The sequence below is a fragment of the Fictibacillus sp. WQ 8-8 genome, assembly GCF_024494405.1.
Classification (GTDB): Bacteria; Bacillota; Bacilli; order Bacillales; family Fictibacillaceae; genus Fictibacillus_C; species Fictibacillus_C marinisediminis.
On record NZ_JAMXKG010000021.1, the window covers coordinates 17,043 to 43,078 of the forward strand.

Here is a 26,036-nt window from a genome sequence, read left to right on the forward strand (position 1 = left end):
CTTTATCGATCTTAACTGTACAGCTTTTTAATGGAATAATTGTTTAAACTATTGTTTAAACACTTTAAACGCACGTTTAAATACTACATTTTTTCAATCGGAGCAAACTTCGCAAGCAGCCGTTTCAGTCCTACAGGCTGCGGGAACGCAATGTCCAATTCCAGTGAGTCGCCTTCACCCTTCATGCTGACGACCACGCCTGTCTCCCATTTGCGGTGTTTTACTTTGTCCCCGACTTTCCAATCCGGCTTTTCGCCTCCATTAGTCGTATAAACAGGAGATGTTTTCTTAGCAGCAGCCGGCTGCTTCATGAAGGAAGGAGCAGCATTGGAACGTGAAGATCTTCCCCAGCTCGGAGTTTCTTTTTCCTTTTGAACGGATTCAAGCAACTCCTCTGGAATCTCGCCGATAAACCGGGATACCGGGTTCATGTTCGTACGTCCGAACAATGTTCTCATCCGAGCGTTCGTTAAATAAAGCTCCTGTTCGGCACGGGTAATTCCAACGTAAGCCAGTCGTCGTTCTTCTTCCATTTCGCTTTCTTCAAAGAGAGCACGGCTGTGCGGGAATACACCCTCCTCCAAACCAATTAGGAAGACAACCGGGAACTCCAGGCCTTTAGCGGAGTGCAAGGTCATCAGAACAACCGATTCTTTCGGCTTATCGCCTTCATCCTCATCCAGGCGGTCAATGTCTGCTACAAGGGCCAAGTCGGTCAAGAATGCCACAAGGCTCTTATCTTCCTGCTGTTTTTCAAAGTCTTGCGTTACAGAAAGGAACTCGTCAATGTTCTCCAGACGGCTTTCCGATTCAAGCGACTTATCTGCCTTCAGCATGTCGCGGTAACCCGTCTTATCAATCACTTCTTCCACAAGCTCGGTCACGGAAAGGAACTCCTGCATTCTGGTCCAGTTCGTGATCAGCTCGGAAAAATCGCGCAATACGCCTGTAATCCGGGATGTTAATCCGATCTGCTCCACTTCCTGAAGCGCTTGGTACATGGAAAGATCATTATCCGCTCCATATTGGAGAATCTTATCGACAGTCGAAGCACCGATTCCGCGCTTCGGTACATTAATAATCCGCATCATGCTGATGTCATCATCCGGGTTCGCAATGAGGCGAAGATAGGCAAGAATGTCCTTGATCTCTTTGCGGTCGTAGAACTTGGTGCCGCCGACGATGTTATACGGGATGTTCGACTTCATCAAAACTTCCTCGATCACACGGGACTGGGCATTCGTACGATACAGGATGGCGATCTCTGAGCATTTGCGGCTTCCGCCGGTGGTCATCTCACGGATCTTTCCTGCTACATAATGGCCCTCATCGTGCTCACTGTCGCCTTGGAAATAAATAATATTCTGTCCTTCGTTTTTGTCTGTCCACAGGTTTTTCGCCTTGCGGTTGAAGTTGTTCTCGATCACCTTGTTGGCTGCGTCCAGGATGGTTTTCGTAGAACGGTAGTTTTGCTCAAGCAAAATCACCTTTGCGTCATTGTAATCTTTTTCAAAAGAAAGGATGTTTGCGATGTCCGCTCCGCGCCAGCCGTAGATCGACTGATCCGAATCACCGACAACACAAAGGTTGCGGAAACGGTCAGCAAGCATTTGTACGAGCATATACTGCGCACGGTTTGTATCCTGATACTCATCCACGTGAATGTATTGGAACTTGCGCTGATAGAATTCCAGCACTTCCGGCACACGCTTGAAGAGATGGATGGTTGTCATAATTAAATCATCAAAATCGAGCGCAGAGTTCTTTTTCAAACGTTTTTCATATTCTTGGTATACCTCATGGACGACACTGTCATACGGCCCGTTCATCGTTTTCGCAAAATCAGCACTCGTTTTCAGTTCATTTTTCAATGACGAAATAGAGCCCAAGATGCTCCGCGGCTCAAATTTTTTCGAATCCATGTTCTTGTCTTTTAAGATATTTTTGATTACCGAGAGCTGATCCGTAGAATCGAGGATCGAGAAGTTTCGGCTGATGCCGATCCGGTCGATATCACGTCGCAAAATTCTTACGCACATGGAGTGGAATGTGGAAATCCAGATGTCTTCCGCTACAGGTCCAGTAATGCTGGCTACCCTTTCCTTCATCTCGCGTGCTGCTTTGTTCGTAAACGTGATCGCGAGGATGTTCCATGGCGCGACTTCTTTCTCCATCAATAAATAAGCGATGCGGTGGGTCAGCACCCTCGTCTTACCGCTTCCCGCTCCCGCCATAATTAAAAGCGGTCCCTGTGTATGTTTAACGGCTGCTCTCTGTTCAGGATTGAGTCCTGTCAGCAGCTTTTCAATCAATTGGTGCATACTCATTTATCCGTCACCTGCCCAAACGTTTGTTCTTATTTTTATTGTAAATGATTTGCTGTCTTACTTCAATTATCCTTTTACAGCTTTTACTGTCTCAAGTGCACTCTTCAAATCTTCGTAAATAATGTTGCCGATAATGACCGTGTCAGCGAAGACTGCCATCTCTCTCGCCTGTTCTGCATTTGAAATACCGCCGCCATAATAAAACTTCGTACGGTCCAGCACTTTCCTAACTTCCTTCACAACCTCAATGTCGCCATACGTTCCGCTGTATTCAAGATAAAACACGGGAAGCCTGAACATTTTTTCCGCCATGCGCGCATATGCTACAACATCTTCTAATGAAAGACTGGCATTCGCGCTGGAGTATTCTGCGGCTTTGCAATCCGGATTCACGATGCAATAGCCTTCCGTCACAATCTCCTCCCAGTTCATGAGATCGCCGTATTCCTTCACCGCCTCATGCTGCAAGCCGACAATAAAGCTGGCATCCCTGCTGTTAAGAACGATCGGAATATAGTAAAAATCAAAGCCGGGAGTCAATGATTCAATGTTGGAAACCTCCAGGACACAGGGAACCGCAAACTTGCGGATCCGCGACATCAAATCAAGAGTATTATCAAGTGTTACTCCGTCACTCCCGCCAACGATGACCGCATCCGTGCCTGACTCGCAGACAGCCTCCAAATCGGCATCCGATATTTCCTTATTGGGATCCAGCTTAAAAATATGCTTCCAAACCCGATAATCAAAATTCATAAGATCCTCCCAGTAAATGCTGAAACGCCTGTTTAAAAACGGCCGAGCTGGGATGAAAATTGTAACTTTTTTCATCCTCTTTGGGCGTTGAAGCTGGATAATTCAATCTATACTTTCTAAACCGGGATCATCCCGGCCGGTTATTCTCTTTATACCTTTTGCCATTATATCAAAAATTATAGGGCTACTCATCTTTGACACTGTGAAACAACGCTTACATTACGATTAATTTTTGGTAACCTTACAAAAAGCGATGAACAGGAGAATGTGTATGTTTTTTTTACAAGTTGATGAGGAAATTTCCTTGAAGATGCTCGAAAAAAGAGATGCCCAGCTCCTCTTCCAGCTGACCGATTATTCAAGAGACCACCTGAGGAATTGGCTTGGCTGGGTCGATTATTCTCGTACCTTAAAAGATACAAAAACATTCATTAAACTGGCGCAGCAGAAGTATGCCGACTATACGGACCTCGTCACCCTCATCTGGTACCGGGGCATTCCGGCCGGCTCTCTGGCACTGTATGACATCAAGTGGAATAACTTTTCGGCGAACATTGGATATTGGCTGGGCAAGGACTTTGAAGGCCAGGGCATCATGACCCGGTCGTGCGAAGCGATGGTGGACTATGCGTTTGGAACGCTCGGCCTGAACCGGCTGGAACTGAAGGCCGCACTGGACAATAAAAGAAGCCGCTCTGTTGCAGAACGGCTTGGATTTCATCAAGAAGGAGAACTCCGCCAGGCGGAATGGCTGTACGACCACTTTGTAGATGTTGCGGTCTATGGCATGCTGGCGAGGGATCGGTCTCAAAAATAACTCAGATTTTTGGTTCCGTTTGAATCGGGCTGTCCGAACCCTCAGGCCCTTTGTTCTTCTCATGATAGTTATAGATTTTTAAAGATATAAATACAAAGCCTGCTGTGATCAGGCCTCCAAAAATCCAGCCTGAAATCTTCATTGAGAATAAAATAAAATCATACTTCTTCGCGCCGTATTCCATCAGGAGATACGATTTCAATCCGGCCTGGAACAAACTGCGGAATGCAAACAGTCCGGTAAGCCAAACAAAATACTTATAAAATTCAGGCTGACGGTACAGAGACTGCGTCTTGTCCCTCGGTTCACCCTGGAGATAAGCAATATCCACCGCAAAGTGCATGCCAAGCGGCTGTTTGATCAGAATGGTCGTGAATATCAGCAGCGCCATAAAAATACCGAAGAACACCTGGTTCCAAAGCATTCGGCCGGCCCCCCCTGACAGGAGGTCGATCGTTGTTCCGGCAAACAGGGAGAACAGAATAAACATCCCTGTAACATTGAATTGCTTTTCTTTCACAAACCGGTATATGGTATAGATGAAACCTGGAGCGGAAGACAGCAGGATGGCGTAATAATCGCCCAAAATGTCTCTTCCCTGGTTCCAGATCAGATATGGCAGTATTAAATAAAACAGCAAATCAAAAACTACGATGCTTTTCTTCAAGTTCTTCACTTCCCGTTTTGGAATGTTTCGTTACTCTTGCTGGATTGTGCAAAATGCTCGATACTCTTGTCCATAGTGTTCGGCCGACTCTGATTCTTTTGACCTTACTCCTTATTGAAGAGGTGATTTTATGATTAGGCAAGCCACCTTAGAGGACATATCCGCCTTGGCTTCCCTGTCGTTACAGCCCGGTTACACAGGTGATACTACTGAAATCATAACACGGTTGGAAAAAATTATCATCCAGAAAAATGCTGCTCTTTTTGTACAAGAAGTGAACGGTACGATCGCCGGCTGGGTTCATGTCTATGGAAAAACATTGCTGCAAATGGAATATTGCGAGATCGGCGGTTTGGTAGTCGATGAGTCACAACGCCGGTTAGGTATGGGAAAAGAATTAATGAAAAGATGTGAAACGTGGGCGCTGGAAAACGGCTATGATCAAATCCGGCTCCGTTCGGGCGCTGAACGAAAAGAAGCGCACCGATTTTACGAAAACATCGGCTACGAACGTGTGAAAAAGCAAGAAGTGTTTACTCGTAAGCTTTAAATGTGGAGGCCGCCAAGTGATCTGATTCCAGGTGGCCTTTTTGTCGGCCGCAAATGGATTGTCTGGGGTCGTTACTTGCGGTTCGACATGTTTTACTTGCGGAAATGGTGAGTTTACTTGCGGTTCGACACCATTTATTTGCGAAAATGCGGACTTTACTTGCTATAATGGACCACTTACTTGCAAAACACATCATTTTCATAAAATCGTAACGCCATATAACTCCACAAAACAAAAAACCTGCACCGCCCAAAGGCGTTACAGGTTTTACTTCGTTTCTTCTTTATTTCCGTGTACTCGATCGAGTGCCATTTGATAGGCATCGTTTCCGAAGTTCAGGCATCGCTTCACACGGGAGATCGTTGCTGTGCTGGCACCGGTTTCTGATTCAATTTTATGATAGGTCTTTCCTTCACGAAGCATGCGGGCTACTTCAAGGCGCTGTGCCAGTGACTGGATCTCGTTCATCGTGCACAGATCATCGAAGAACATATAGCATTCTTCCAGATCTTTTAGTGAAAGGACGGCTTCAAACAGCTGATCAAGCGCCCTCCCTCTTAATTTATCAATTTGCATGTACTTTGCACTCCTTCTGCTCTATTCAATAGAAACGCTCTTACTGATTCCTGGCTGCGCCGGGATGATGTTGATCCAGGTTTTTCCCGGAACGAAACCTGTGCCAGACGGGATGATTCTGCCGTCTTTGTTTTCCCAGCTAACTTCCCTGGCTTTTCCGCGCTGAAGCAAAATGGCTTTGCCTCCGGATGTAAGGTCAATTTCTCTTCGTCCGTAACTATCAATGATTTTATGGCTCGCTTCCACAATCAGCACGTTATCGAGTTCGATCGGTGTTTTGGTTTCGCGGTCAGTGGTCGGCTTCTCGTTGCTGAAGCGGGCATACCGTTTCGTTGACGAGACGTACGTATAGCCGACAGTCTCACCGTGATTGTATGTTATCAGAACTTTATCAGCTTTGTCACCAGTAAGCGCTTTGACCTCCGATGGTTTTAAGAAAGGAAGAGGCTTTATTTTATCTTTATTGTCATAGCCTTTCTTCTTTAAACCTTTCATGATGTCTTTGTACTTAATATACGAGTTATGAGGCGCCTGCCGGAACGATGCCCGGTGAAAAAGCGTTCCGTCATAATACAGGCCGTTCAGAGAATCCACCTTGCTGTTTCTGCCGGAAAGGATTTTCTTCGCTTCCGGACTCCAGCCATGATGAACGTAAAAAGCATGAAAACCCTGGCTCAGCTCGATAAAGTAATCGCGTGCGCTGCGGACAGGCCCGACCACCTCTGGCTTCTCGCTCTGAAATACGGCAAGAAAGCGTGTAATATCCCCTTCCGCCAAAACTTCGTAAACGAGATCCGCCTTATGAAGCCCGGACTGCGGACGAGCCTTCCAGTGATTGTTGATCATTACGGCAAACACCCTTGCATCGGTGTCCTTGTTCGTTTTGATTCCTGTCAGCGGATACGTGTTTTTCAGCTCTGTCTTCTTTTCTTTCTTTTCAGGAGCTTTCGTATGTTCCGCAGGCTTTTTGTTACTTGCCGTTTCTTCCTTCTGGCAGCCTGCACCGCCTAGGATCAATAGAGCCGCACAAAAGCTAAGCAGCCATTTTTTCATCAGCCACCCCTGCCCCCCTGGCCCCCGGCCGAATTCTTTCCAGACGCTTTACTTCTTTAGTTTAACGCATAATCGAAGGAAAGAGTATGACTTTCTTCTTCACATCGTAGATTCCTAGCTGTGTAATGCGGATATATGGCAAATGAGTTGAAGAAAAGAAAAGCAGACTGTAGATCGGATCTTCGAAGTGATATCCTCTTTTTCGCAGTTCTGACGTTAATGCCTTTTCTTCCTGTATGAGTTCTTCGACTGATGAAGAAGACATTCCTCCTCCAAGCGGCAGCTTGACCTCGCTGATGATTTCTCCGTCCTCTACCAGCACGATGCCGCCTTTCATCTCTTTTACACGGTTAAACGCCGCGAGCATATCCCGCTTGCTTTTTCCGATTAAAAGCAGATCGCCCGTGCTCGAATAGGAGCTCGCAAACCCGGAAACTCCTTTGGCAAAGCCTTTGACCAGGGTGTTTACCCGCCACTTGCCTTTTTTGTCGACGAGCATGAAGAAGCATTCATCGTGTTCCATATTCAATTTTTCCTCAGTAGGATTGAGCTGAATCTGATACGGCTTCGTAATGACAGAGTTCACCATCTCAATGCCTGCCAGTGAACTGAACTGAAAGTCTTTCCGCGACAGATCCCAGTTCAATTCGAGCGGCCCCATTCCATAATCGCTCCAAGGAAACGGTGCACCAGCTTCCATAACCTCACCGTCACGCTTGATCCATTGCCCTTTGGCGAGCACAGACTCCGGATTCGGGTGCTGCACACTATCCAGGATATTGAGATGTGCTACTCTTCCTGGTGCGACCATTCCGAGTATATGCTCTTTGCCGTAATATCTTGCTATGTTATAAGAAGCCATTTTATAAGCATCGATCGGATCAATTCCTTCTTCAAGCGCGATAGAAATCATTTTATCCGTGACGCCTTCTTCATAAAATGCCGGTGTTGATCCGTCCGTTGTAAAGATGACACGGTCAAAATGAGCCGCTCCAATCTCTTTCATCTCTTTTAAAATCTGTGAAAGATCGGGACGAATGGATGAATAGCGGAGAGAGGTGGTAAGTCCGAGGTTCAGCCTCATCATCGCTTCCTCTCCGGTCATCGCCTCATGATCGCAATCCACACCGAGCAGCGCCATCTGCGTCAAGGTTTTTTCAGAGGCACCAGGCAGATGCCCTTCGATCCGCTTTCCGGCCTTGCGTGTTTCCCGCATGAGATGAAGAATATGATCATCTCCCTGAAGGACTTTCGGCCAGCTTGTCAGCTCTCCGCCCTGTATGACATAAGGAGATGCTAGCATTTTTTTAATGTTGCTCAATGAGAACAAAGAGTCTTCATTCAAGAGCTCTGACTGGGAATCATAACGGCACCACCAATAGTACGTAAAAGGCAGCCGGTTCAGGTCTTCCATAATAGTAAGCGCTTTCGTAACTGGCAATGATAAAAAAAGCATAAGATTATCGCACATAAATGTCGTTGTGCCCCTTGCCGATGCATAATGGCCCAGAGTCTGGGGATTATATAGTTGAAATGGATGGGCATGCGGCTCAATGTAACCAGGGACGACATATTTACCGTCAATATCCAAAATCTCTGTCCCGTTCGTATGGCTGGGCATTTTATCCCCAACATAAACGATGCGGTTATCGTAAATCCATATGTTAGCTTTTGTCCAGCAGTGCCGGGCAGCATTTAAGTAGGTTGCATTCTGTAGTACGATCGACGGCGCTAATTCGCCCAGGATCACTGCTTGATGGCGGCGAAGGTCCGCCTTCGACCAAAACAAGAACTGGTTAGACATAGGTTTCACCTTTTTCTCTGTAAATTACATTTTCTCAAGGATACCATACAATCTTGGTCCGTGGGTGTCTTTACGCAAAACACAAAAAATCATCACAAAAAGGAGCATTCCCGTTATGAAACAGAACATTGGCATCTTAAACTCCATGATTCGGATCGTGTGCGGATTGACCATGCTGGCGATGCTGACCGCCAAGTACACACGCAGGCCGTACCGCGGATCTTACGTCTTCATGATGATCCTCGCCTCCATGAAAGTGGCAGAAGGCATCCTGCGATACTGCCCTGTTACGGATATGATAAAACAAGGATCTGAACTGAAAGACATGGATTTAGACGATATCTCCAAAGAAGGCTCAGCGATTAATCCGAGCTGATTAAGAAGAAGGCTCTTTTCTAAAAAATTGTTGCTTTGGGAACATTTTTGTAAAGAACCTTCATTGCTAAGTTGATTGGAGTGCAAGGTGCGAGACTGAGGCTAGGATTAACGGGACGGGTGAGACACACGGAAAGCGAGCAACCTGGAACGGAAATCAGCCACTCCCAAGGAGCAACAAAGTTTACGAAACAGCCTTTCTAAAAGATTGTTGCTTTGGGAATATTTTTGTGAAAAACCTTCATTGATCAGTTGATTGGAGTGCAAGGTGCGAGACTCCTGCGGGAGCAGCGGGACAGGTGAGACCCAAAGGTGCTTGCGCCGTGGGGCTCACCGCACGCCCCGCGGAAAGCGAGCATCCTGGAACGGAAATCAGCCACTCTCAAGAGCAACAAAGGTTACGAAAACAGCCAAGAAGAAAAAAACTCCCCTGCAACGGGGAGTTTTCTATAAGGAGGCTTATAGCAATGAAAGAATATTTAATGGATACCATTTTTATCTATGCGACGCTCATCGGCGGCATTATTGCGATTTTGTTCGCTTTCGTTAAAAAGCGGCGCGTGAAATAGCCTTTGAACCAATGTCCGTACGGTAAAATGACGCGTCACACTGTATCTTTGCCATCTCCTCATACACCGCTTCCTGCGCTTTGGAGAGGTCTGCCCCTTTAACCGCAGCCAGAAGAATTCGCCCGCCGTCCGTAACAAGCTCCTCTTCTGCTTGCTTTGTTCCAGCGTGGAAAAGCAGTGTATCTTCATTCAGCTTGTTCAGTCCTGTGATCTTGATTCCCTTTTTATATGCTTCTGGATAACCGCCGGAAGCAAGAACCACACCAAGTACAGCCTCGTTTGACCAAGACAGTTCAATATCTTTCTTATCTAAAATAGCCAGCAGGATTTCCGCAAAATCACCTTGAAGCCTTGGCAGGACAACCTGTGTTTCCGGGTCACCGAAACGTGCATTGAACTCGATAACCTTTGGGCCTTGAGCGGTCAGCATGAGACCGGCATACAGAATTCCCGTAAACGGTCTGCCTTCCTTCATCATCGACTGTGCAGCTGGTTTCAGGACTGTTTCCAGTGCCTCATCCACGACAGGCTGCGGAATCTGCGGAACCGGTGAGTATGCACCCATTCCTCCTGTATTCGGCCCTTTATCCCCGGTGTAGGCACGTTTATGATCCTGTGCGATGACCATCGGGTAGACCTTTTCTTCATTAACAAAAGCCATGAATGAAAACTCTTCGCCTTCCAGGTACTCTTCCATCACAACCGAAGCACTTGCTTCTCCAAACCGCGCGTTGTTCAGCATGTCATCAAGGCCCTGTTCCGCTTCTTCAAGCGTCATGGCGACGATGACACCTTTTCCTGCTGCCAGTCCATCTGCCTTCAAAACGATCGGAGCTCCCTGCTCATGAAGATAGTCCTTTGCTTCACGGAAAGAAGTAAAGGTTTTAGACGCTGCTGTCGGTATGCCATGCTTGTCCATCAGGTCTTTCGCAAACGATTTGCTGCCCTCAATCAATGCTGCTTCCTTAGACGGCCCGAATATGGTGAGGCCTTCATTTTTAAAATCATTCACAATCCCGTTTAACAAGGGGACTTCAGCTCCGACAAAGGTAAGAGCGATTTGATTTTCTTTTGCGAACGCGATTAGCCCCTCGTGGTCGGTTTCCTCGATGTTGACACACTCTGCCATTTCAGCCATGCCAGGATTACCAGGCGCGGCAAACACTTTCGTTACACTCGGACTGTTCGCAAACCGCCACACGATGGCATGCTCGCGGCCGCCTTTTCCTATCACCAGAACATTCATGCTGAATCCTCCTTATTCACAGGTTTAATGTTTAAAATGGCGCACGCCGGTAAAGACCATCGCGATGCCGTATTCGTCCGCTTTCTTGATGGAATCTTCGTCTTTTACCGATCCGCCTGGCTGGATGATCGCCGTAACACCGGCTTTCGCTGCCGCTTCTACGGTATCGTCCATCGGGAAAAACGCATCAGAACCAAGGGCGCTTCCTTCCGCTTTTTCTCCTGCTTGCTCGATCGCAATTTTAGCAGCACCAACACGGTTCATCTGCCCTGCTCCTACCCCGATCGTCATCTGATCTTTCGCTAAAACGATCGCATTGGATTTCACATGCTTGACGACTTTCCACGCGAGCTTCAAATCCTCCCACTCTTTTTCGTTGGGTTCACGTTTGGTCGGGATCGAGATATTGGCTTGCTCCAAACCGTACGCATCTTCGTCTTGAATAAGAAGACCGCCGCGAACGGTTGTTGATCTTTTCTCTTGCTTTTTATCTTCACCGAGCTCAAGTGTAAGCAATCGGATATTTTTCTTTTTCGTTAAAATCTCTTTCGCTTCCGGACTAAATGATGGTGCAATAATGATCTCCAGGAAGATCTCGCTCATCTTTTGTGCAGCCGCTTCGCTAATCTCCACATTAGATGCGATAATGCCTCCGAAAATGGAGATCGGATCTGCTGCGAATGCTTTCGCGAAAGCATCTTCCACACTATTTCCTGTTCCAACACCGCATGGATTCATGTGCTTGACCGCAACAACAGCCGGATCTTGGAACTCGCGGACGATCTGAAGACCCGCATCCGCATCGTTAATGTTATTGTAAGAAAGCTCTTTGCCGTGAAGCTGTTCAGCTTGAGCGATAGATGTTTTTGTTCCTAGCGGTGCTTTATAGAAAGCCGCTTTTTGGTGGGGATTTTCCCCATAGCGAAGATCCTGTTTCTTTTCATACGTAACTGTATAAGATTCAGGGTTTTCTTCTTCTACCATGTTTGTTAAGTATTCAGCGATCAGCGCATCATATGCCGCTGTATGGCGGAATGTTTTCGCCGCCAGCTTACGGCGGGTTTCTACAGAGACTTCATTGTTTTTCTCTACTTCTTCAAGCACCTTGCTGTAATCGGATGGGTCGACGACAACCGTGACATACGCATGGTTTTTCGCTGCGGAACGTAGCATGCTCGGCCCGCCGATATCGATGTTTTCGATTGCATCTGCAAAAGCCACATCCTCTTTTGAGATGGTTTCTTTGAACGGATAAAGGTTAACGACAACAAGATCGATAGGAGAAATGCCATTTTCCTCCATCTGGCGAACATGGCTTTCGTTCTCCCTTACTGCCAGAAGGCCTCCGTGAATCATCGGGTGCAAGGTTTTAACGCGTCCGTCCATGATTTCAGGAAAACCGGTCACTTCTGAAATGCCGGTCACGTTCACTCCGGCTTCCTGCAATGCTTTGCTCGTTCCGCCGGTTGAGATGATTTCCACGCCTTTATCGGCCAGCGCTTTTACAAAAGGAACAAGTCCTGCTTTATTCGATACTGATACTAATGCTCGTTTAATGGTCAAGATTGAACTCCTCCCACTTTTTCTTGATTGAATAGATCCTGTAAAACACGAGGAAACAACTCATGCTCAACCTTCTGAATCCGCTGCTGCAAGGTTTCTCTCGTATCTTCTTTTTTGATCATTACTGCTTTTTGGGCGATAATCGGCCCTGTATCCATCCCGCTGTCCACGTAATGTACAGTAACTCCTGATACTCCCGCTTGTGCTTCTAACGCTTGGCCGATCGCATCCTTGCCGGGAAAAGCCGGAAGCAGGGACGGGTGGATATTAACGATCCGGCCTTCATACTCCGCCAGCAGCGTGCAGCCGATCAGCCGCATGTATCCAGCCAGGACGATGAACTCAATGTCTCTCGCCTTCAGCTGCTTTAAAATCTCCGTTTCAAATTCCACTTTTGTTTCGTACTGCTTCGGAAAAAACGTAAAGTACTCCACTCCCGCTTCTTCTGCCCGCTCGATGACATAAGCCCCTGGCTTGTCACAGACAAGCAGTGAAATTTCGGCGTCGAGGCTCTTTTCGTTTATTGCATCGTTAATCGCTTGAAAGTTTGAGCCGCTCCCTGATGCAAATACTGCGATCTTTTTCATTTCAGTTCACCGCCGCCGAACACAACGCCCTCGCCTTTTTTCACACGGCCGATCACAAATGCTTTCTCTCCATCCTGTTCAAGGGATTGGATAATATCGAACGCTTCGTCATAATCCACAGCAAGAACCATTCCGATTCCCATGTTGAACGTCGTGAACATCTCTTTTCTGCCGATATTTCCGGTCTCTTCTATGACATCAAAAATCTCTGGAATCGGCCATGAACCATAATCAACTTCTGCCGCAAGTCCTTCAGGCAGCATACGGGGAATGTTTTCATTGAAACCTCCGCCGGTAATATGCGCCGCTCCATGAACATGATAGTTTTTATAAACGTTAAGCAGTGGTTTCACATAGATTCGGGTCGGCACGAGCAGCTCTTCGCCAAGAGTCCGGCCTTCACTTCCAAACTCTCCATTCAGATCAAGCTGGCCTGTTTCAAGCAGCACTTTGCGGACCAAAGAATAGCCATTGCTGTGAATGCCGTTGGAAGAAAGTCCGATTAGTACATCGCCTTCTTTTACAAGATCGGGATGGATCAGCTTGGACTTTTCAGCACCGCCGACTGAAAAACCGGCGAGGTCATAGTCTCCGTTGCTGTACATGCCTGGCATTTCTGCTGTTTCTCCCCCGATAAGGGCACAGCCGGCTTGTTCGCAGCCGTCAGCGATCCCTTTTACGATGTCTTCGACTTTAGCAGGCTCCAGCCTGCCGCATGCAATGTAATCCAGGAAGTACAGCGGCTCGGCTCCTTGAGCCACGATATCGTTCACACACATCGCGACAGCGTCAACTCCAATGGTATCATGCTTGTCCATCATGATCGCCACCATAAGCTTCGTTCCCACTCCATCTGTTCCTGAAATAAGAACAGGCTCTTTATAAGACAGATTGGACAGATCGAACATTGCCCCGAATCCGCCAAGGCCTGCCATGACTTCCGGACGGCGTGTACGCAATGCGTGTTTCTTAATTCTGTCTACCGCTTCATAGCCCGCTTCAATATCTACTCCGGCCTGTTTGTATGCCTCTGCCATTGTATTTCCTCCCTTTTTTAAACCATTACACCATTTCTTTTTCGTAAGGCAGCACCGTATCCGGGTAGATTTCCGTCGGATACTTTCCAGTAAAGCAAGCGAGGCACTGTCCGTTGTTCGGATCGCTGTCCGGGCGTCCGATTCCTCTTAACAATCCTTGCGGAGATAGGAACGCCAGTGAATCCGCACCGATAATGTCCCTGATTTCTTCTACAGAATGATTCGATGCAATCAGTTCTGCACGCTCAGAGGTATCAATTCCGTAATAACACGGGTGGGCGATCGGCGGTGCGGTAATCCGTACATGCACTTCAGTCGCTCCTGCCGCGCGCAGCATTTTAACGATACGCCGGCTTGTTGTTCCGCGAACAATCGAGTCATCCACCATGACAACACGTTTGCCTTCTACAATCCCGCGAACCGGAGAAAGCTTCATTTTCACCCCTAGTTCACGCAATTCCTGAGAAGGCTGGATGAACGTACGGCCGACATAACGATTTTTGATCAAACCGATCTCATACGGTATGCCAGACTCTTCCGCATATCCGATTGCTGCTGAAATACTGGAATCAGGAACCCCTGTTACGACATCAGCCTCTACCGGAAACTCCTTATAAAGCTCTTTACCAAGGTTTTTTCGTGCGCTGTGGATGTTAATCTGATCGATGTTGCTGTCCGGTCTTGAAAAATAAATATATTCCATAGAACAGATGGAGCGGTTCATCGGTGAAGAGAACGTGTCCGCTGTCATGCCGTCATTATCAATAATTAATAGTTCACCAGGTTTCACATCACGCAAATACTCGGCTCCAACCACGTCAAATGCACACGTTTCAGAAGCGACGACATAAGCATCTCCAAGCATTCCGATGGATAGTGGACGAAGGCCGTGCGGGTCAAGCGCCACCATCAGTTTGTCCTCGGTCATGATGACAAAAGCGTACGCTCCCTTGAGCATGGTCAGCGCATTTTTCACTTGATCTTTTAATCCGATATAGCCGCTTCGTTTAATTAAATGAGCGAGTACTTCCGTGTCAGAAGTCGTTTGAAAAATACTTCCCTGCGCTTCAAGCTGATGCTTCAATGCGTTGGCATTTACGAGATTTCCGTTATGGGCAAGGGCAAGACTGGACGTCTGTGAACGGAAAAGCAGGGGCTGAACATTTGCATATTCGTTCCCGCCTGCTGTGGAGTAACGGACATGGCCAATGGCCGCATGTCCTGTTAATCCTTCCAATTCTCCGCGGCTGAATACCTCGTTCACAAGACCGTGTCCTTTGTGCATCTTCAGCTTGGCACCGTCTGTAACCACAATGCCTGCACCTTCCTGTCCTCTGTGCTGAAGACTGTGAAGGCCATAATATGTTAACTGGGCCGCATCCTGGTGGCCCCAGATCCCAAATACCCCGCATTCTTCGTTTAAGCCTTTGATGTCAGCAAGCATGGTATTGCTCCTTTCCAGGCGGAATGAAGTTCTTCATGAGTCGCTGCCAGCACTTCTTCGCCTGTTTCATGGTCGATACGAAGAACAGCTGTGTCGGTCACAAAACCGATTTGTTTCGCGTCTTGAACCATGGCTTCAAACGCCTTTGCGTTTTCCGGTTTGACTGAAACGAGGAAACGTGACTGTGTTTCACTGTATAGCGCAGAAACGATATCGCCATTTACTTCAACAGAAGCACCGATGCCGCCGTTCATCATGCTCTCGGCTAGTGCTACCGACAACCCGCCTTCTGCCACATCATGTGCGGATTCAACCAACCCGTTCTGAATCGCTTCGAGCAATTGTTTTTGGCGTTTAGCTTCTGTTTCAAGATGAAGCTCAGGTGCTTTTCCGGAGATCTTGCCAAGCTGCATTTTTTGCAGCTCACTTCCGCCAAATTCCTGCTGTGTCTCACCGATCACATAGACTAGATCTCCAGGTGTTTTAAAATATTGCGTCGTAATATGGTCAAGGTGAGAAATTAGTCCGACCATACCGATGACCGGCGTCGGATATACCGCCACACCCTTTGTTTCGTTGTATAATGAAACGTTGCCGCCGATGACTGGTGTGCTCAGCGTTCGGCACGCCTCACTCATTCCGTCAACAGACTTTTCAAGCTGCCAGAAGATCTCAGGCTTTTCAGGATTTCCGTAGTTCAGGCAGTCTGTGATGGCAAGCGGCTCTGCTCCTGAACATACAAGGTTTCTTGCTGCTTCTGCTACTGCGATCTTTCCGCCTGTTTCCGGATCAAGATAGATGTAGCGCGAGTTGCAGTCTGTTGTCATCGCGAGTGCTTTATCCGTTTCACGGATACGGATGACCGCTGCATCTGATCCCGGAGGCACGACCGTGTTCGTGCGAACCATGTAATCATACTGGTCAAATACCCATGACTTGCTCGCGATCGTTGGCTGGGATAAAAGCTGCAGCAACGTGTCTTTCTTGTTTTCTACGTTTGGAACGAAAACCTCTTCATTCTGGAACTGTGAAAAATACGCAGGTTCTTTGGATGGCTTATTATAGACCGGCGCTTCTTCTGCAAGCGCATCAACCGGAACATCTGCAACCACTTCTCCGTGATGAACAAGGCGAAGCTGCTTTTCTTCAATTACTTTTCCTACAACAACTGCCTCTAGGCCCCATTTTTCAAAAATCTCAACGGCCTCTTGCTCTCTGCCTTTTTCCATAACGATCAGCATGCGTTCCTGAGATTCAGAAAGCATCATTTCGTATGCACTCATGTGGAGCTCGCGCTGCGGTACAAGATCCAGGTTCATCTCTATACCCATACCCGCTTTGCTCGCCATTTCAGCAGATGAGCTCGTTAGTCCTGCTGCTCCCATATCCTGGATGCCGACTAATGCATCACAGTTCTGGATGAGCTCCAAACACGCTTCAAGCAAAAGTTTTTCCATAAACGGATCACCGACCTGGACCGCCGGGCGCTTCTCTTCAGATGCTTCGGTCAGTTCTTCTGATGCAAAGGTTGCACCGTGAATGCCGTCGCGTCCGGTTCTTGCTCCAACATACATCACAGAGTTGCCGGCGCCTTTTGCCAGTCCCTTTTGGATGTCTTTGTGATCGATCAAGCCGACACACATCGCATTCACGAGCGGATTGCCGTCATAAGAAGCGTCGAACTGTACTTCTCCCCCAACTGTTGGGATACCAATACAGTTGCCATAGCCTGCGATACCCGCTACAACTTCTTCAAATAAATATTTTACACGGGAAGAGGTTAACTCCCCGAAACGAAGTGAGTTTAATAGTGCGACAGGACGCGCACCCATGGAAAAGATGTCGCGAATGATGCCGCCAACCCCGGTTGCAGCGCCTTGGTACGGTTCAATGGCAGAAGGATGGTTGTGGCTTTCGATTTTAAAAACAACCGCCTGGCCGTCACCAATGTCTACAACCCCGGCTCCTTCTCCTGGTCCTTGAAGAACGCGTTCTCCTTCTACCGGGAACTTGCGGAGTACAGGCTTGGAATTTTTATACGAACAATGCTCACTCCACATGACCGAGAACAATCCGGTTTCCGTCCAGTTCGGAAGACGGCCGATGATGGATTGTACGAGTGAAAACTCATCATCGTTCAAGCCCATATCACGGTATAATTTTTGCTCCTGAATTTGTTCTGCAGTAGGTTCATGAAGATAAGACATGGTTTTCCCTCCAGCTTTTTACGATTGATTGAAACAATTCCAGACCGTCGGCACTGCCCAATAGACTGCTGACAGCACGCTCCGGATGAGGCATCATTCCCAATACATTTCCTCTTTCATTCATGATCCCTGCAATATCAGAAATCGATCCGTTCGGGTTATTTTTATAGCGGAAGACGATTCGGTTCTCTTCTTCCAGCTGCTTTAGCGTCTCTTCGTCACAATAGTAGTTTCCTTCGCCATGTGCGATCGGAATCGTAATTTCTTCCCCTTGCTCATAGGATGAGCTGAACATCGTTTCCGCGTTCACAACTTGAAGCGTTTCCGGCTTGCAGATGAATTTCAATGATTCGTTGCGTCGCATTGCTCCAGGCAGAAGGCCTGTTTCAAGGAGAATCTGAAACCCGTTGCATACGCCAAGAACGGGCTTGCCGGCTTGAGCGGCTTTCTTCACTTCATCCATCACGTTTGAAAACTGGGCGATGGCACCTGTGCGCAAGTAGTCTCCGTATGAGAATCCGCCTGGAAGCAGGATTCCGTCAAAGCGATCGAGATTGCTTTCATCGTGCCAGACATACTCTGCTTCAGCACCAAGCTCGTCTTTTACTGCGTGAAACATGTCAATGTCACAGTTGGATCCTGGAAAAACGATAACCGCAAATCTCACTGTGCGACGACCTCCTCCACCTCATAGCGATAATCTTCAATGACCGGGTTGGAGAGCAATTTTTCACACATTTCCGCAACGCGCTTGTCCAGGTTTCCAACGTTTTCATCAATCGTAAGCTCCAGGTACTTGCCGATGCGCACATCTTGAACTTCGTTGTACTCCATGCGGTGAAGCGAGCCTTTTACAGCTGTTCCTTGAGGATCCAATACGCTTTCCTTCAACGTGACGAATACTTTTACTTTATACATGCAAATTTCCCCCTAAGCGCTCTAAAATTTTTTCATAGGCTTCTGTTAAACTGCCAAGATCACGGCGAAAGACATCTTTATCAAGCTTTTCGTTCGTTTCGCTGTCCCACAAACGGCAAGTGTCCGGTGAGATCTCATCCGCCACAAGCAATTCTCCCTTGGCGTTGTTCCCGAATTCCAGCTTAAAGTCGATTAATCTAACCTTTTTCTCTGTAAAAAATGCAGTGAGTATCGTATTGACCTGAAGCGCAAGCTCTCTCATGTCTTCCAGCTGCTTAGGAGCTGCCAGTTCAAGAGCCTCGATATGATCATGATTAAAAAGAGGATCGCCAAGGTCGTCATTTTTGAAATAGAATTCGACGATCGGCTTATGAAGAACATGTCCCTCCGGCAGCCCTGTGCGTTTAGCCAGTGTACCAGCCACCACGTTGCGGACCACCACTTCCAAAGGAATGATCGTTACGTGCTGGACAATCTGTTCTGTTGGAGATTGCTTGGAGATAAAGTGGGTTGGAATATTGTTTTGCTGTAGCATTGAAAACATCAAACTCGTAATTTCGTTATTCAAACGGCCTTTTCCATCGATGTTCGCTTTCTTCTGACCATTAAATGCCGTAGCTGAATCCTTGTACTCCACCCAAACGGTTTGTTGATCTTCTGTGCTGTAAATCTTCTTCGCCTTTCCTTCATAAAGCAAGGTTTGCTTTTCCATACAAAGTCCCCCTGTCATAAGCTTCCGAATTATACTGCAAAAATCAAGAATATTGGCAATTTTATAGAAGTGCTGAGGTGTACGTTCAGACCCGACAAGCGTTGGAACTTTTGAGCATAAAACGCTTTTTGTTTTCTGATCAAAAGTGAAACGACCTCGAGGGCCTGGACACCGAAGCTGGATCCTATTAGTAGTGCTGAGGCGCTCCGGAACGAAAAGGTTTCCCTTCTCGTTCCTTTCACCCCAAGACTGTATATTACAGCCCTAATCGTTCAAAGATGGTATCCACATGCTGAAGATGGTAAGAGTAGTCGAAACAATCCTCGATGTCTTCAGGTGTTAGTTTTTCAGTAATGCGCGGTTCTCCTTGTACAAGCTGTTTGAATTGAACGCCTTCTTCCCACGCCTGCATCGCTTTTGGCTGGACGATATCGTACGCAGCTTCACGGCTCATGCCTTTATCAATCAATTTGAGAAGAACACGCTGAGAGTAGATCAATCCGTACGTTCTCGTCATGTTGCGTTTCATGTTTTCAGGGAATACCGTCAAGTTCTTCACGATATTGCCAAAACGGTTAAGCATGTAGTTCAATGCGATCGTTGCATCCGGCAGAATAATGCGTTCTGCCGATGAGTGAGAGATGTCGCGTTCATGCCATAGCGGAACGTTTTCATACGCAGTCATCATGTACCCTCGAACCACACGAGCTAATCCTGTCATGTTCTCAGAGCCGATTGGATTGCGTTTGTGAGGCATTGCTGACGACCCTTTTTGCCCCTTCGCAAAGAATTCTTCCACTTCACGTGTTTCACTTTTTTGAAGTCCGCGAATTTCAACCGCGAACTTTTCAATGCTTGTAGCCACAAGTGCCAACGCAGACAAGTAATGAGCATGGCGGTCACGCTGCAGGGTTTGCGTTGAGATCGGCGATGCTTCAAGCCCCAGGTTTTCACAGACAAACTTTTCAACGAACGGATCGATGTTGGCATAAGTGCCGACAGCTCCGCTGATCTTTCCGACGCGGACAGAATCAGCTGCTTGCTTGAATCGCTCCAGGTTGCGCTTCATTTCTTCATACCAAAGTGCAAGTTTGAGGCCAAACGTTGTAGGTTCAGCGTGCACACCGTGAGTACGGCCCATCATAACGGTGTATTTGTGTTCTTTCGCTTTGTTTCCGATGATTTCGATGAACCTTTCGATGTCCTTGATCAAAATCTCATTCGCCTGTAAAAGCAGATAAGATAACGCAGTATCAACGACGTCTGTTGAAGTTAGTCCATAATGCACCCACTTGCGCTCATCTCCAAGCGTTTCAGAAACCGCGCGGGTAAAGGCTACAACATCATGGCGTGTCTCCTGCTCGATCTCTAAGATGCGGTTGATGTCAAAAGAAGCATTTTCGCGAAGCTTCTTCACGTCCTCTTTCGGAATCTCACCAAGTTCTGCCCATGCTTCACAAGCTAATATTTCTACTTCAAGCCATGCTTTAAATCGGTTTTCATCTGTCCAAATGGCTCCCATTTCGGGGCGCGTATAACGTTCAATCATGTCGTTACCTCCAGCTTTTCGATCTTAAGTACAGCAGCTTTAATGAATTCTGCTTTGTCGAGGGCTTCGCTTACCGTGTTTCCGAGCACAGTAATGTGGCCCATTTTTCGTTTCAATTTCGCTTCATCTTTTCCATACAGGTGGAGCTTGGCGTCTTTCAGTAATTCCAGATTGGCCAGCAATGGCTTCATATGTTCACCAAGCACGTTAATCATCACTGCCGGGCTGACCAGTGCGGTTTTGCCAAGCGGCAATCCGCAAACGGCTCGTACATGCTGCTGAAACTGAGACGTTTCACAGGCTTCAATCGTATAGTGTCCGGAATTATGAGGCCTTGGCGCCAGTTCGTTCACGTAGATCTCACCGTCAGTTCCCAAAAACATCTCTACTGCGAGCGTTCCGTACAAGTCCAGCTCAAGTGCAATCTGTTTTGCCATCTCATAAGCTTTTGCTGCCGTCTCCTCAGAGATCCTCGCCGGCACGATAGACTGGTGAAGAATGTTTTCCAGGTGAATGTTTTCTGCAGCCGGGAACGTCGTCATCTCGCCATTCGTTCCTCTGGTTACAATGACTGAGAGTTCTTTCTTAAAGGAAACCCAGCTTTCCAGCACACACTCTCTGTTTCCGGCAATCAGTTCTTCCGCTTTGGCAAGATCAGCTTCACTTCGGATCACTGCCTGCCCCTTCCCATCATAGCCTCCGCGGCACGTTTTCAAAACGGCTGGAAGTCCGAGCTGGCCTGCGGCTTTACGCAATTCTTCTTTATCTTGCACAGGAAGGTACGGTGCGACCTTTACGCCCGCTTGTTCAATGGCTTTCTTTTCCCTGATCCTGTGCTGCGTAAGATAGAGAAGCCGGCTTCCTTGAGGCATGCAGGCATTCTTTTCGAGCCACTGAGCTTTTTCGCTGTCTACGTTTTCGAACTCATACGTAATGACGTCACTCTTTTGAGCCAGTTCTTCGATGCCTGCTGCATCATCATAAGACGAAACGATTTGTTCATCGCTAATTTGTCCGCACGGCGACTTTTCACCGGGATCCAGTACAACGATCCCATAGCCCATCTCACGGGCACTGATCGCCATCATCCGTCCAAGCTGTCCTCCGCCTAAAATACCAATCGTCTGTCCTGGCAAAATGATTTTAGTCAAGGGAATCACTGCTTTCTATTACGGTTTCCTGAATCTTCTTGCGGCGCGCTGTTAAACGAGCGTTTAAACCTTCGTCCGTTACCGCTAAAATTTGAGCAGCCAAGAGCCCTGCGTTGGTGGCGCCTGCTTTGCCGATGGCGACTGTTGCTACAGGTACTCCCCCTGGCATCTGAACGATGGAAAGGAGTGAATCAAGGCCGTTCAATGCTTTGGATTGAACCGGCACACCAATGACGGGAAGTACAGTTTTCGCAGCCACCATACCTGGCAGGTGTGCTGCGCCGCCGGCACCGGCAATGATTACGCCCATTCCCCTGGTGCGCGCTTCTTCTGCATATTGAAACATCAGATCCGGTGTTCTGTGTGCGGAAACTACCCGCTTTTCGTAAAGCACGTCAAGTTCATCCAGCACCTCGCAAGCATGCTTCATCGTATCCCAGTCAGAAGTACTTCCCATAATAACGCCAACTTGTTTTTGCATCGTTTCCTCCCCGCATCGTAACTAAACGCTATGTGAATGATTTTTCTGCAATAAAAAAGTCCAGTGTACTCACTTTCTCTGTTGTATGAGAGAAAGCTACTACGCTGGACATACTTCACCTGCGGATATGCCGAAAACAGCAGTGGTGCTTCCCCTCATAGTCCGATGAATAACGGTCATCAGGTAGAGACTTACGGGCCATAATCCCGTGATTATATGAGGTACTATGCTTTTGTCACCCTTATTGTAACGAAGGGCATTTAGTTGTGTCAACCAAAAATCGAACAATAATATATTCTGACAATTTAATGTTCGGTTTTTACTGTATTTTTCCTTCAAAAACAATGCGTTGTTCGTGATACTCCTGCTCGATTTTCCCATTTTTCTTAACTTCTTTAAAAACCGGCTCCTCCATGCGGCGTACAGGGGAATACCCTTCTTCCGCCATTCGGTCTAAACAATCAGAGATCGTCTCACCGGGCTGAACCTCAAATTTTTTCTTGTTTGGCTTTTTATCCATTGCTACCTCCGTATGCTTTTCACCCAAAATCCGCCATGGAAGGCTTTCGGTTCATGAGAGATGATGAACGCCTTCGGATCAAGTGAATGGACCGCTTCATATAAGTTGGATTCTGATTTGCGCGATGTCAGGATCTCCATCATCAGCCGCTGCCCTTCCCGGCCGGAAGCCATCCAATCCGTGACGCCAAACCCTTTCGAGCGAATCGCATTCGGCAGTCCGGCTTCCGTTTCAGTCGTAATCACATTAACTGTAATATACCCAAGTGCGAGCTTTTCTTCAATCTTCATACCAACCAGGACTCCGAGACCATACCCTAGCGCATATGCGATCAGGTTCTGAATTTTATCCAGGTTGTCCAATACAAGCCCAAGGCCAATGACATAAATTATAACCTCAAACACGCTGATTAATGCTGCGAGATACCGCTGATTTTTTAACGTTAATATCATTCTTATCGTAAAAAACGAAACATACACCACGTTGATAAGAAGAATGGTTCCAATCATCGCCAAACCGTTTTCCAACATCGTCTACACTCCTTCTGGCTGTCCAAAATGATGCTATAAAGGTAAGATATCACTTTTTTGACTGGATTGAAAATGAAGATTTATCCAGTTATTTCTATGGAATACTGCTCTTTTGGATAGGCACATTTTTCATGAATCCTCATACGCTATAAAAGCATTCGGGAAAGGAATTGATGTCATGTATCCATATCAGGCACCATTCGAAGAAACCCATTATTATTATGATCCCTATAATCCCTACGATCCATCTGTTGAGAGACAGCAGCAGGCCCAGAGCCAGCAGCAGCAACAGCACGAAACGTATCAGCAGCTGATAAATACACTTATGTCGAGCATTATTGGCGAAGCGACCGCTGTCGACTTCTACACCCGGCTTGCGAATGAAGCGCCGAACGAGTACAGCAAAAATGTACTACTTAATGCTGCCAAGGATGAAAAGACGCATCTACAGTTGTTTACCCGACTTTATACTTCTTTAACAGGCAAACAGCCTAACTATAAAATTCGTCCTGTAAAGATTACGAACTTCCGTCAGAGCCTGTTTGAAGCCTATGAAGACGAACTGTCCGATTATGAAAAATACCGCAATGCTTACCTTATGACCCAGGACACGACCATCCGGGACACCTTCTTCCGTCCTTATACCGATGAAATCAAACATGCTACACGCTTTAGCTTCTTATTGAACGCAAGATAAGATAAAAGAGCTGTGCTGTTCTGGGGTGAATTTCATGGAAATGATTCAAGGAGTGTTGATACAGCCATAATCAGCACTCTCTTTTTATTCCGAAAAACAAAAAAAGCTTAAGGCAGTATGGCTCCCCAAGCTTTTACACTTATTCCTGGTCATCCTGATGGTGCTGCTGATGGGCGCCCTCCTGCTGAATCTCGTCAATAATCGTCTCCATATCCTCAAGATGGGCTTCCCCGGTAAGTCCGATATTCAACGTTCCTTTTAACTCTTTAACATGCAGCTCCTGGATCTTATAATTGATGTTCTCTATATTGATCGGCTTTATATTGTTCAAAGCCTCTCTCAGCGTTTGATTTTCATGCTGCAGTTCAATAATTTGCTGCTGAAGCTGCTGTAAAATATGGTACAGGTCTTGGTCCATCTCATTGAACCTCCTTCATCCGTCCTCTGTTTCACCTGCTGGGCAGTGGATGCATATACTGGGTCTGCAAGGGAGTGAGTGAACATGAATCCTTCATGGGGCAAGGGCAACGAATGGAAAAAATATGCCGATCAGGTGCTCGGCAAAGACTTTTTTGATGATTTTAAGGAGTTTGGCTTAACCAACCAAGGGCCTCTAGTTAATGTATATGAGAATTCAGAGGAAATTTACTGCTTAATTAACCTCCCTGGTGTAAAAAATATCGAGGACGTCAATTTATATGTACATTACCGCACGTTAAAGGTGACAGGCACCATTGATTTTTCGATAAAAAAATTCAATTGCGTGACCGAAGAAATTGCCTCGGGGCCCATCGAACGGGAGATCCCGCTTCCGTATCCCGTTGAAGACAGACCTCTGGATGCCGGTTATTACCGCGGTCTTTTGTATGTCCGCCTCCAGCGCCTCAAGCAAGATAAAGACCAGCAAAAAGTAAAAATATATGATTACTTCGAATAGACCCAGAGGCTGGGTATGTCGCCCTCTGGGTCACTTTTTGTAATCCTAGGACTGCGGGTTTGCCAAAAGGGTGATCAAAATAAAATAAAGTAAGGATGCGTTAGCCAATAGTTGTTCCTCAGCCTTTTCTTCCTTAGTCTTTTTGATGTTATTTTCGATAATGTGGATGCCAGATGGTGTGGTGGCTTTGGTGGTTTTATTGGTGTCGGTGGTGGAGTTATTGCTGGCTGGTTCATCAGGCGTTTTGTTGTCGCCTGTTTGAGCTGATTTTTCTTTTGCATACCTTTTGATGATTAGGGTTTTTCCGATATTCAATGAACCTTTCATCGTGATGGAATCCACATTGACATTCTTTATCGATATTTTCATAAGATATCCCTCTTTGTCGGTCAGATCGGGTTCAAAAACATATCACCATTACACCATATTATGAGGATGGTAGTGTATTTATCTCTGTTGAGGGGATTTTGGGATTGATTTGAGGTTATTGGGAGAGCGGCGAAGAAGTCTGAATTATTAGTTAGAATCAATTATTTTGAGTTGGACTCAATTAATCGTGAATTTGGCTCAATTAATGTTCAGTTTGGCTCAATTATTCTGAGTTTGGCTCAATTATGTGTTTTCAGGCCCTTATTCTTTAAAAAATAAAAAAAGAATGGAACGAATTTGCATTCGTTCCACCCTTTTTGCCTGGCAACGTCCTACTCTTACAGGGGGAAGCCCCCAACTACCATCGGCGCTGAAGAGCTTAACTTCCGTGTTCGGTATGGGAACGGGTGTGACCTCTTCGCTATCGCCACCAGACTATACGGTTTGTGATCAACTTGTCGCTGACAAACCTATTTTGAGGTATATTCCCTCAAAACTAGATAACTTTCCATCCAAACTTTCACTGATGCTAACGTCCAGCTCCATGAACCATATCCTCGAGGTCGTTTCAATCCCTCCTACGAACACCAAAAA

28 protein-coding genes, 1 rRNA gene and 1 riboswitch are annotated in these 26,036 nt (G+C 46.8%); of the genes, 6 read left to right on the forward strand and 23 right to left on the reverse strand.

What is annotated here, in order from left to right; genetic code table 11:
* Nucleotides 1-83 precede the first annotated feature (83 nt).
* Both pcrA and M1K46_RS23625 read right to left on the reverse strand, forming a co-directional pair.
* On the reverse strand, nucleotides 84-2,321 hold the full coding sequence (gene pcrA, locus M1K46_RS23620; RefSeq protein WP_256227920.1) for a DNA helicase PcrA: 2,238 nt from the start codon (nucleotides 2,319-2,321) through the stop codon (nucleotides 84-86).
* Between the two features lie 72 nt (nucleotides 2,322-2,393).
* A complete protein-coding gene (locus tag M1K46_RS23625) occupies nucleotides 2,394-3,083 on the reverse strand; it encodes a heptaprenylglyceryl phosphate synthase (RefSeq protein WP_256227898.1) in 690 nt (229 codons plus the stop codon).
* 271 nt (nucleotides 3,084-3,354) lie between these two features.
* Here M1K46_RS23625 and M1K46_RS23630 point away from each other — a divergent pair, with 271 nt between their 5' ends.
* Nucleotides 3,355-3,900, forward strand: a complete 546-nt coding sequence (locus M1K46_RS23630) for a GNAT family N-acetyltransferase (RefSeq protein ID WP_091008122.1) — start codon at nucleotides 3,355-3,357, stop codon at nucleotides 3,898-3,900.
* A 1-nt stretch (nucleotide 3,901) separates the two neighbouring features.
* Here M1K46_RS23630 and M1K46_RS23635 read toward each other — a convergent pair whose 3' ends face one another.
* Nucleotides 3,902-4,576, reverse strand: a complete 675-nt coding sequence (locus M1K46_RS23635; RefSeq protein ID WP_082316060.1) for a VC0807 family protein — start codon at nucleotides 4,574-4,576, stop codon at nucleotides 3,902-3,904.
* Nucleotides 4,577-4,697: 121 nt separating this feature from the next.
* On the opposite strand from M1K46_RS23635, the gene M1K46_RS23640 reads away from it, so the two are divergent.
* A complete protein-coding gene (locus tag M1K46_RS23640; protein ID WP_256227899.1) occupies nucleotides 4,698-5,117 on the forward strand; it encodes a GNAT family N-acetyltransferase in 420 nt (139 codons plus the stop codon).
* Between the two features lie 267 nt (nucleotides 5,118-5,384).
* On the opposite strand, the gene M1K46_RS23645 is transcribed toward M1K46_RS23640, so the two are convergent.
* From M1K46_RS23645 to M1K46_RS23655, 3 genes are read right to left on the reverse strand one after another with little or no spacing between them, the layout of a single operon-like run.
* Nucleotides 5,385-5,693, reverse strand: coding sequence for a YerC/YecD family TrpR-related protein (locus M1K46_RS23645; RefSeq protein ID WP_256227900.1), 309 nt, complete (start codon nucleotides 5,691-5,693; stop codon nucleotides 5,385-5,387).
* A 21-nt stretch (nucleotides 5,694-5,714) separates the two neighbouring features.
* A complete protein-coding gene (locus M1K46_RS23650; protein WP_375162240.1) occupies nucleotides 5,715-6,749 on the reverse strand; it encodes a DUF3048 domain-containing protein in 1,035 nt (344 codons plus the stop codon).
* A gap of 58 nt (nucleotides 6,750-6,807) precedes the next feature.
* On the reverse strand, nucleotides 6,808-8,550 hold the full coding sequence (locus M1K46_RS23655; protein WP_053355998.1) for an adenine deaminase C-terminal domain-containing protein: 1,743 nt from the start codon (nucleotides 8,548-8,550) through the stop codon (nucleotides 6,808-6,810).
* Nucleotides 8,551-8,665: 115 nt separating this feature from the next.
* On the opposite strand from M1K46_RS23655, the gene M1K46_RS23660 reads away from it, so the two are divergent.
* Nucleotides 8,666-8,926 carry a YgaP family membrane protein gene (locus tag M1K46_RS23660; RefSeq protein WP_091008113.1) on the forward strand — a complete coding sequence of 87 codons (261 nt, stop codon included), beginning with the start codon at nucleotides 8,666-8,668 and terminating at the stop codon, nucleotides 8,924-8,926.
* 466 nt (nucleotides 8,927-9,392) lie between these two features.
* Complete coding sequence (locus M1K46_RS25935) at nucleotides 9,393-9,494, forward strand: EYxxD motif small membrane protein (RefSeq protein WP_328090834.1); 102 nt, start codon at nucleotides 9,393-9,395, stop codon at nucleotides 9,492-9,494.
* Here M1K46_RS25935 and purD read toward each other — a convergent pair.
* The 14 genes from purD to M1K46_RS23730 all read right to left on the reverse strand — a co-directional run bounded on the left by purD (nucleotide 9,472) and on the right by M1K46_RS23730 (nucleotide 23,439).
* Nucleotides 9,472-10,740, reverse strand: coding sequence for a phosphoribosylamine--glycine ligase (gene purD, locus M1K46_RS23665; protein WP_256227902.1), 1,269 nt, complete (start codon nucleotides 10,738-10,740; stop codon nucleotides 9,472-9,474). The genes M1K46_RS25935 and purD overlap by 23 nt on opposite strands.
* A 24-nt stretch (nucleotides 10,741-10,764) precedes the next feature.
* Nucleotides 10,765-12,303, reverse strand: a complete 1,539-nt coding sequence (gene purH / locus M1K46_RS23670) for a bifunctional phosphoribosylaminoimidazolecarboxamide formyltransferase/IMP cyclohydrolase (RefSeq protein WP_256227903.1) — start codon at nucleotides 12,301-12,303, stop codon at nucleotides 10,765-10,767.
* Nucleotides 12,300-12,890: a phosphoribosylglycinamide formyltransferase gene (gene purN, locus M1K46_RS23675; protein WP_256227904.1), complete on the reverse strand. Its 591-nt coding sequence runs from the start codon at nucleotides 12,888-12,890 to the stop codon at nucleotides 12,300-12,302. The genes purH and purN overlap by 4 nt, the downstream gene beginning before the upstream one ends.
* Nucleotides 12,887-13,927 (reverse strand): phosphoribosylformylglycinamidine cyclo-ligase, encoded by a 1,041-nt coding sequence (gene purM, locus M1K46_RS23680; protein ID WP_256227906.1) that lies wholly within the window; start codon nucleotides 13,925-13,927, stop codon nucleotides 12,887-12,889. The genes purN and purM overlap by 4 nt, the downstream gene beginning before the upstream one ends.
* Before the next feature lie 25 nt (nucleotides 13,928-13,952).
* Entirely contained in the window at nucleotides 13,953-15,371 is a 1,419-nt protein-coding gene (gene purF, locus M1K46_RS23685) for an amidophosphoribosyltransferase (protein WP_256227907.1), read from the reverse strand.
* Nucleotides 15,347-17,578, reverse strand: coding sequence for a phosphoribosylformylglycinamidine synthase subunit PurL (gene purL / locus M1K46_RS23690; RefSeq protein ID WP_256227908.1), 2,232 nt, complete (start codon nucleotides 17,576-17,578; stop codon nucleotides 15,347-15,349). Before purL ends, purF begins: the two co-directional genes overlap by 25 nt.
* Entirely contained in the window at nucleotides 17,562-18,245 is a 684-nt protein-coding gene (purQ, locus tag M1K46_RS23695; protein ID WP_256227909.1) for a phosphoribosylformylglycinamidine synthase subunit PurQ, read from the reverse strand. Before purQ ends, purL begins: the two co-directional genes overlap by 17 nt.
* Nucleotides 18,242-18,496: a phosphoribosylformylglycinamidine synthase subunit PurS gene (gene purS / locus M1K46_RS23700; RefSeq protein ID WP_256227910.1), complete on the reverse strand. Its 255-nt coding sequence runs from the start codon at nucleotides 18,494-18,496 to the stop codon at nucleotides 18,242-18,244. Before purS ends, purQ begins: the two co-directional genes overlap by 4 nt.
* On the reverse strand, nucleotides 18,489-19,208 hold the full coding sequence (gene purC / locus M1K46_RS23705; RefSeq protein WP_256227912.1) for a phosphoribosylaminoimidazolesuccinocarboxamide synthase: 720 nt from the start codon (nucleotides 19,206-19,208) through the stop codon (nucleotides 18,489-18,491). Before purC ends, purS begins: the two co-directional genes overlap by 8 nt.
* Nucleotides 19,209-19,464: 256 nt before the next feature.
* Entirely contained in the window at nucleotides 19,465-20,757 is a 1,293-nt protein-coding gene (gene purB, locus M1K46_RS23710; RefSeq protein WP_256227914.1) for an adenylosuccinate lyase, read from the reverse strand.
* Nucleotides 20,754-21,908: a 5-(carboxyamino)imidazole ribonucleotide synthase gene (gene purK / locus M1K46_RS23715; RefSeq protein WP_256227916.1), complete on the reverse strand. Its 1,155-nt coding sequence runs from the start codon at nucleotides 21,906-21,908 to the stop codon at nucleotides 20,754-20,756. Before purK ends, purB begins: the two co-directional genes overlap by 4 nt.
* On the reverse strand, nucleotides 21,901-22,389 hold the full coding sequence (gene purE, locus M1K46_RS23720; protein ID WP_256227917.1) for a 5-(carboxyamino)imidazole ribonucleotide mutase: 489 nt from the start codon (nucleotides 22,387-22,389) through the stop codon (nucleotides 21,901-21,903). Before purE ends, purK begins: the two co-directional genes overlap by 8 nt.
* A gap of 138 nt (nucleotides 22,390-22,527) precedes the next feature.
* Nucleotides 22,528-22,629, reverse strand: a riboswitch (purine riboswitch).
* Nucleotides 22,630-22,708: 79 nt separating this feature from the next.
* On the reverse strand, nucleotides 22,709-22,909 hold the full coding sequence (locus M1K46_RS23725) for an NETI motif-containing protein (protein WP_256227918.1): 201 nt from the start codon (nucleotides 22,907-22,909) through the stop codon (nucleotides 22,709-22,711).
* 2 nt (nucleotides 22,910-22,911) lie between these two features.
* Complete coding sequence (locus M1K46_RS23730; RefSeq protein ID WP_062239233.1) at nucleotides 22,912-23,439, reverse strand: DUF2179 domain-containing protein; 528 nt, start codon at nucleotides 23,437-23,439, stop codon at nucleotides 22,912-22,914.
* A gap of 178 nt (nucleotides 23,440-23,617) precedes the next feature.
* Here M1K46_RS23730 and M1K46_RS23735 point away from each other — a divergent pair, with 178 nt between their 5' ends.
* A complete protein-coding gene (locus tag M1K46_RS23735; protein WP_091008076.1) occupies nucleotides 23,618-24,136 on the forward strand; it encodes a ferritin family protein in 519 nt (172 codons plus the stop codon).
* Nucleotides 24,137-24,275: 139 nt separating this feature from the next.
* Here M1K46_RS23735 and gerPC read toward each other — a convergent pair whose 3' ends face one another.
* Nucleotides 24,276-24,554 carry a spore germination protein GerPC gene (gene gerPC / locus M1K46_RS23740; protein WP_091008074.1) on the reverse strand — a complete coding sequence of 93 codons (279 nt, stop codon included), beginning with the start codon at nucleotides 24,552-24,554 and terminating at the stop codon, nucleotides 24,276-24,278.
* An 84-nt stretch (nucleotides 24,555-24,638) separates the two neighbouring features.
* On the opposite strand from gerPC, the gene M1K46_RS23745 reads away from it, so the two are divergent.
* Nucleotides 24,639-25,073, forward strand: coding sequence for an Hsp20/alpha crystallin family protein (locus M1K46_RS23745; protein WP_053356016.1), 435 nt, complete (start codon nucleotides 24,639-24,641; stop codon nucleotides 25,071-25,073).
* Nucleotides 25,074-25,118: 45 nt separating this feature from the next.
* Here the strand turns inward: M1K46_RS23745 and M1K46_RS23750 are convergent, their stop codons facing one another.
* Together M1K46_RS23750 and rrf are read right to left on the reverse strand one after the other, a co-directional pair.
* A complete protein-coding gene (locus M1K46_RS23750; protein WP_256227919.1) occupies nucleotides 25,119-25,442 on the reverse strand; it encodes a hypothetical protein in 324 nt (107 codons plus the stop codon).
* Nucleotides 25,443-25,761: 319 nt separating this feature from the next.
* Nucleotides 25,762-25,877 (reverse strand): 5S ribosomal RNA (gene rrf, locus M1K46_RS23755).
* Nucleotides 25,878-26,036 lie beyond the last annotated feature (159 nt).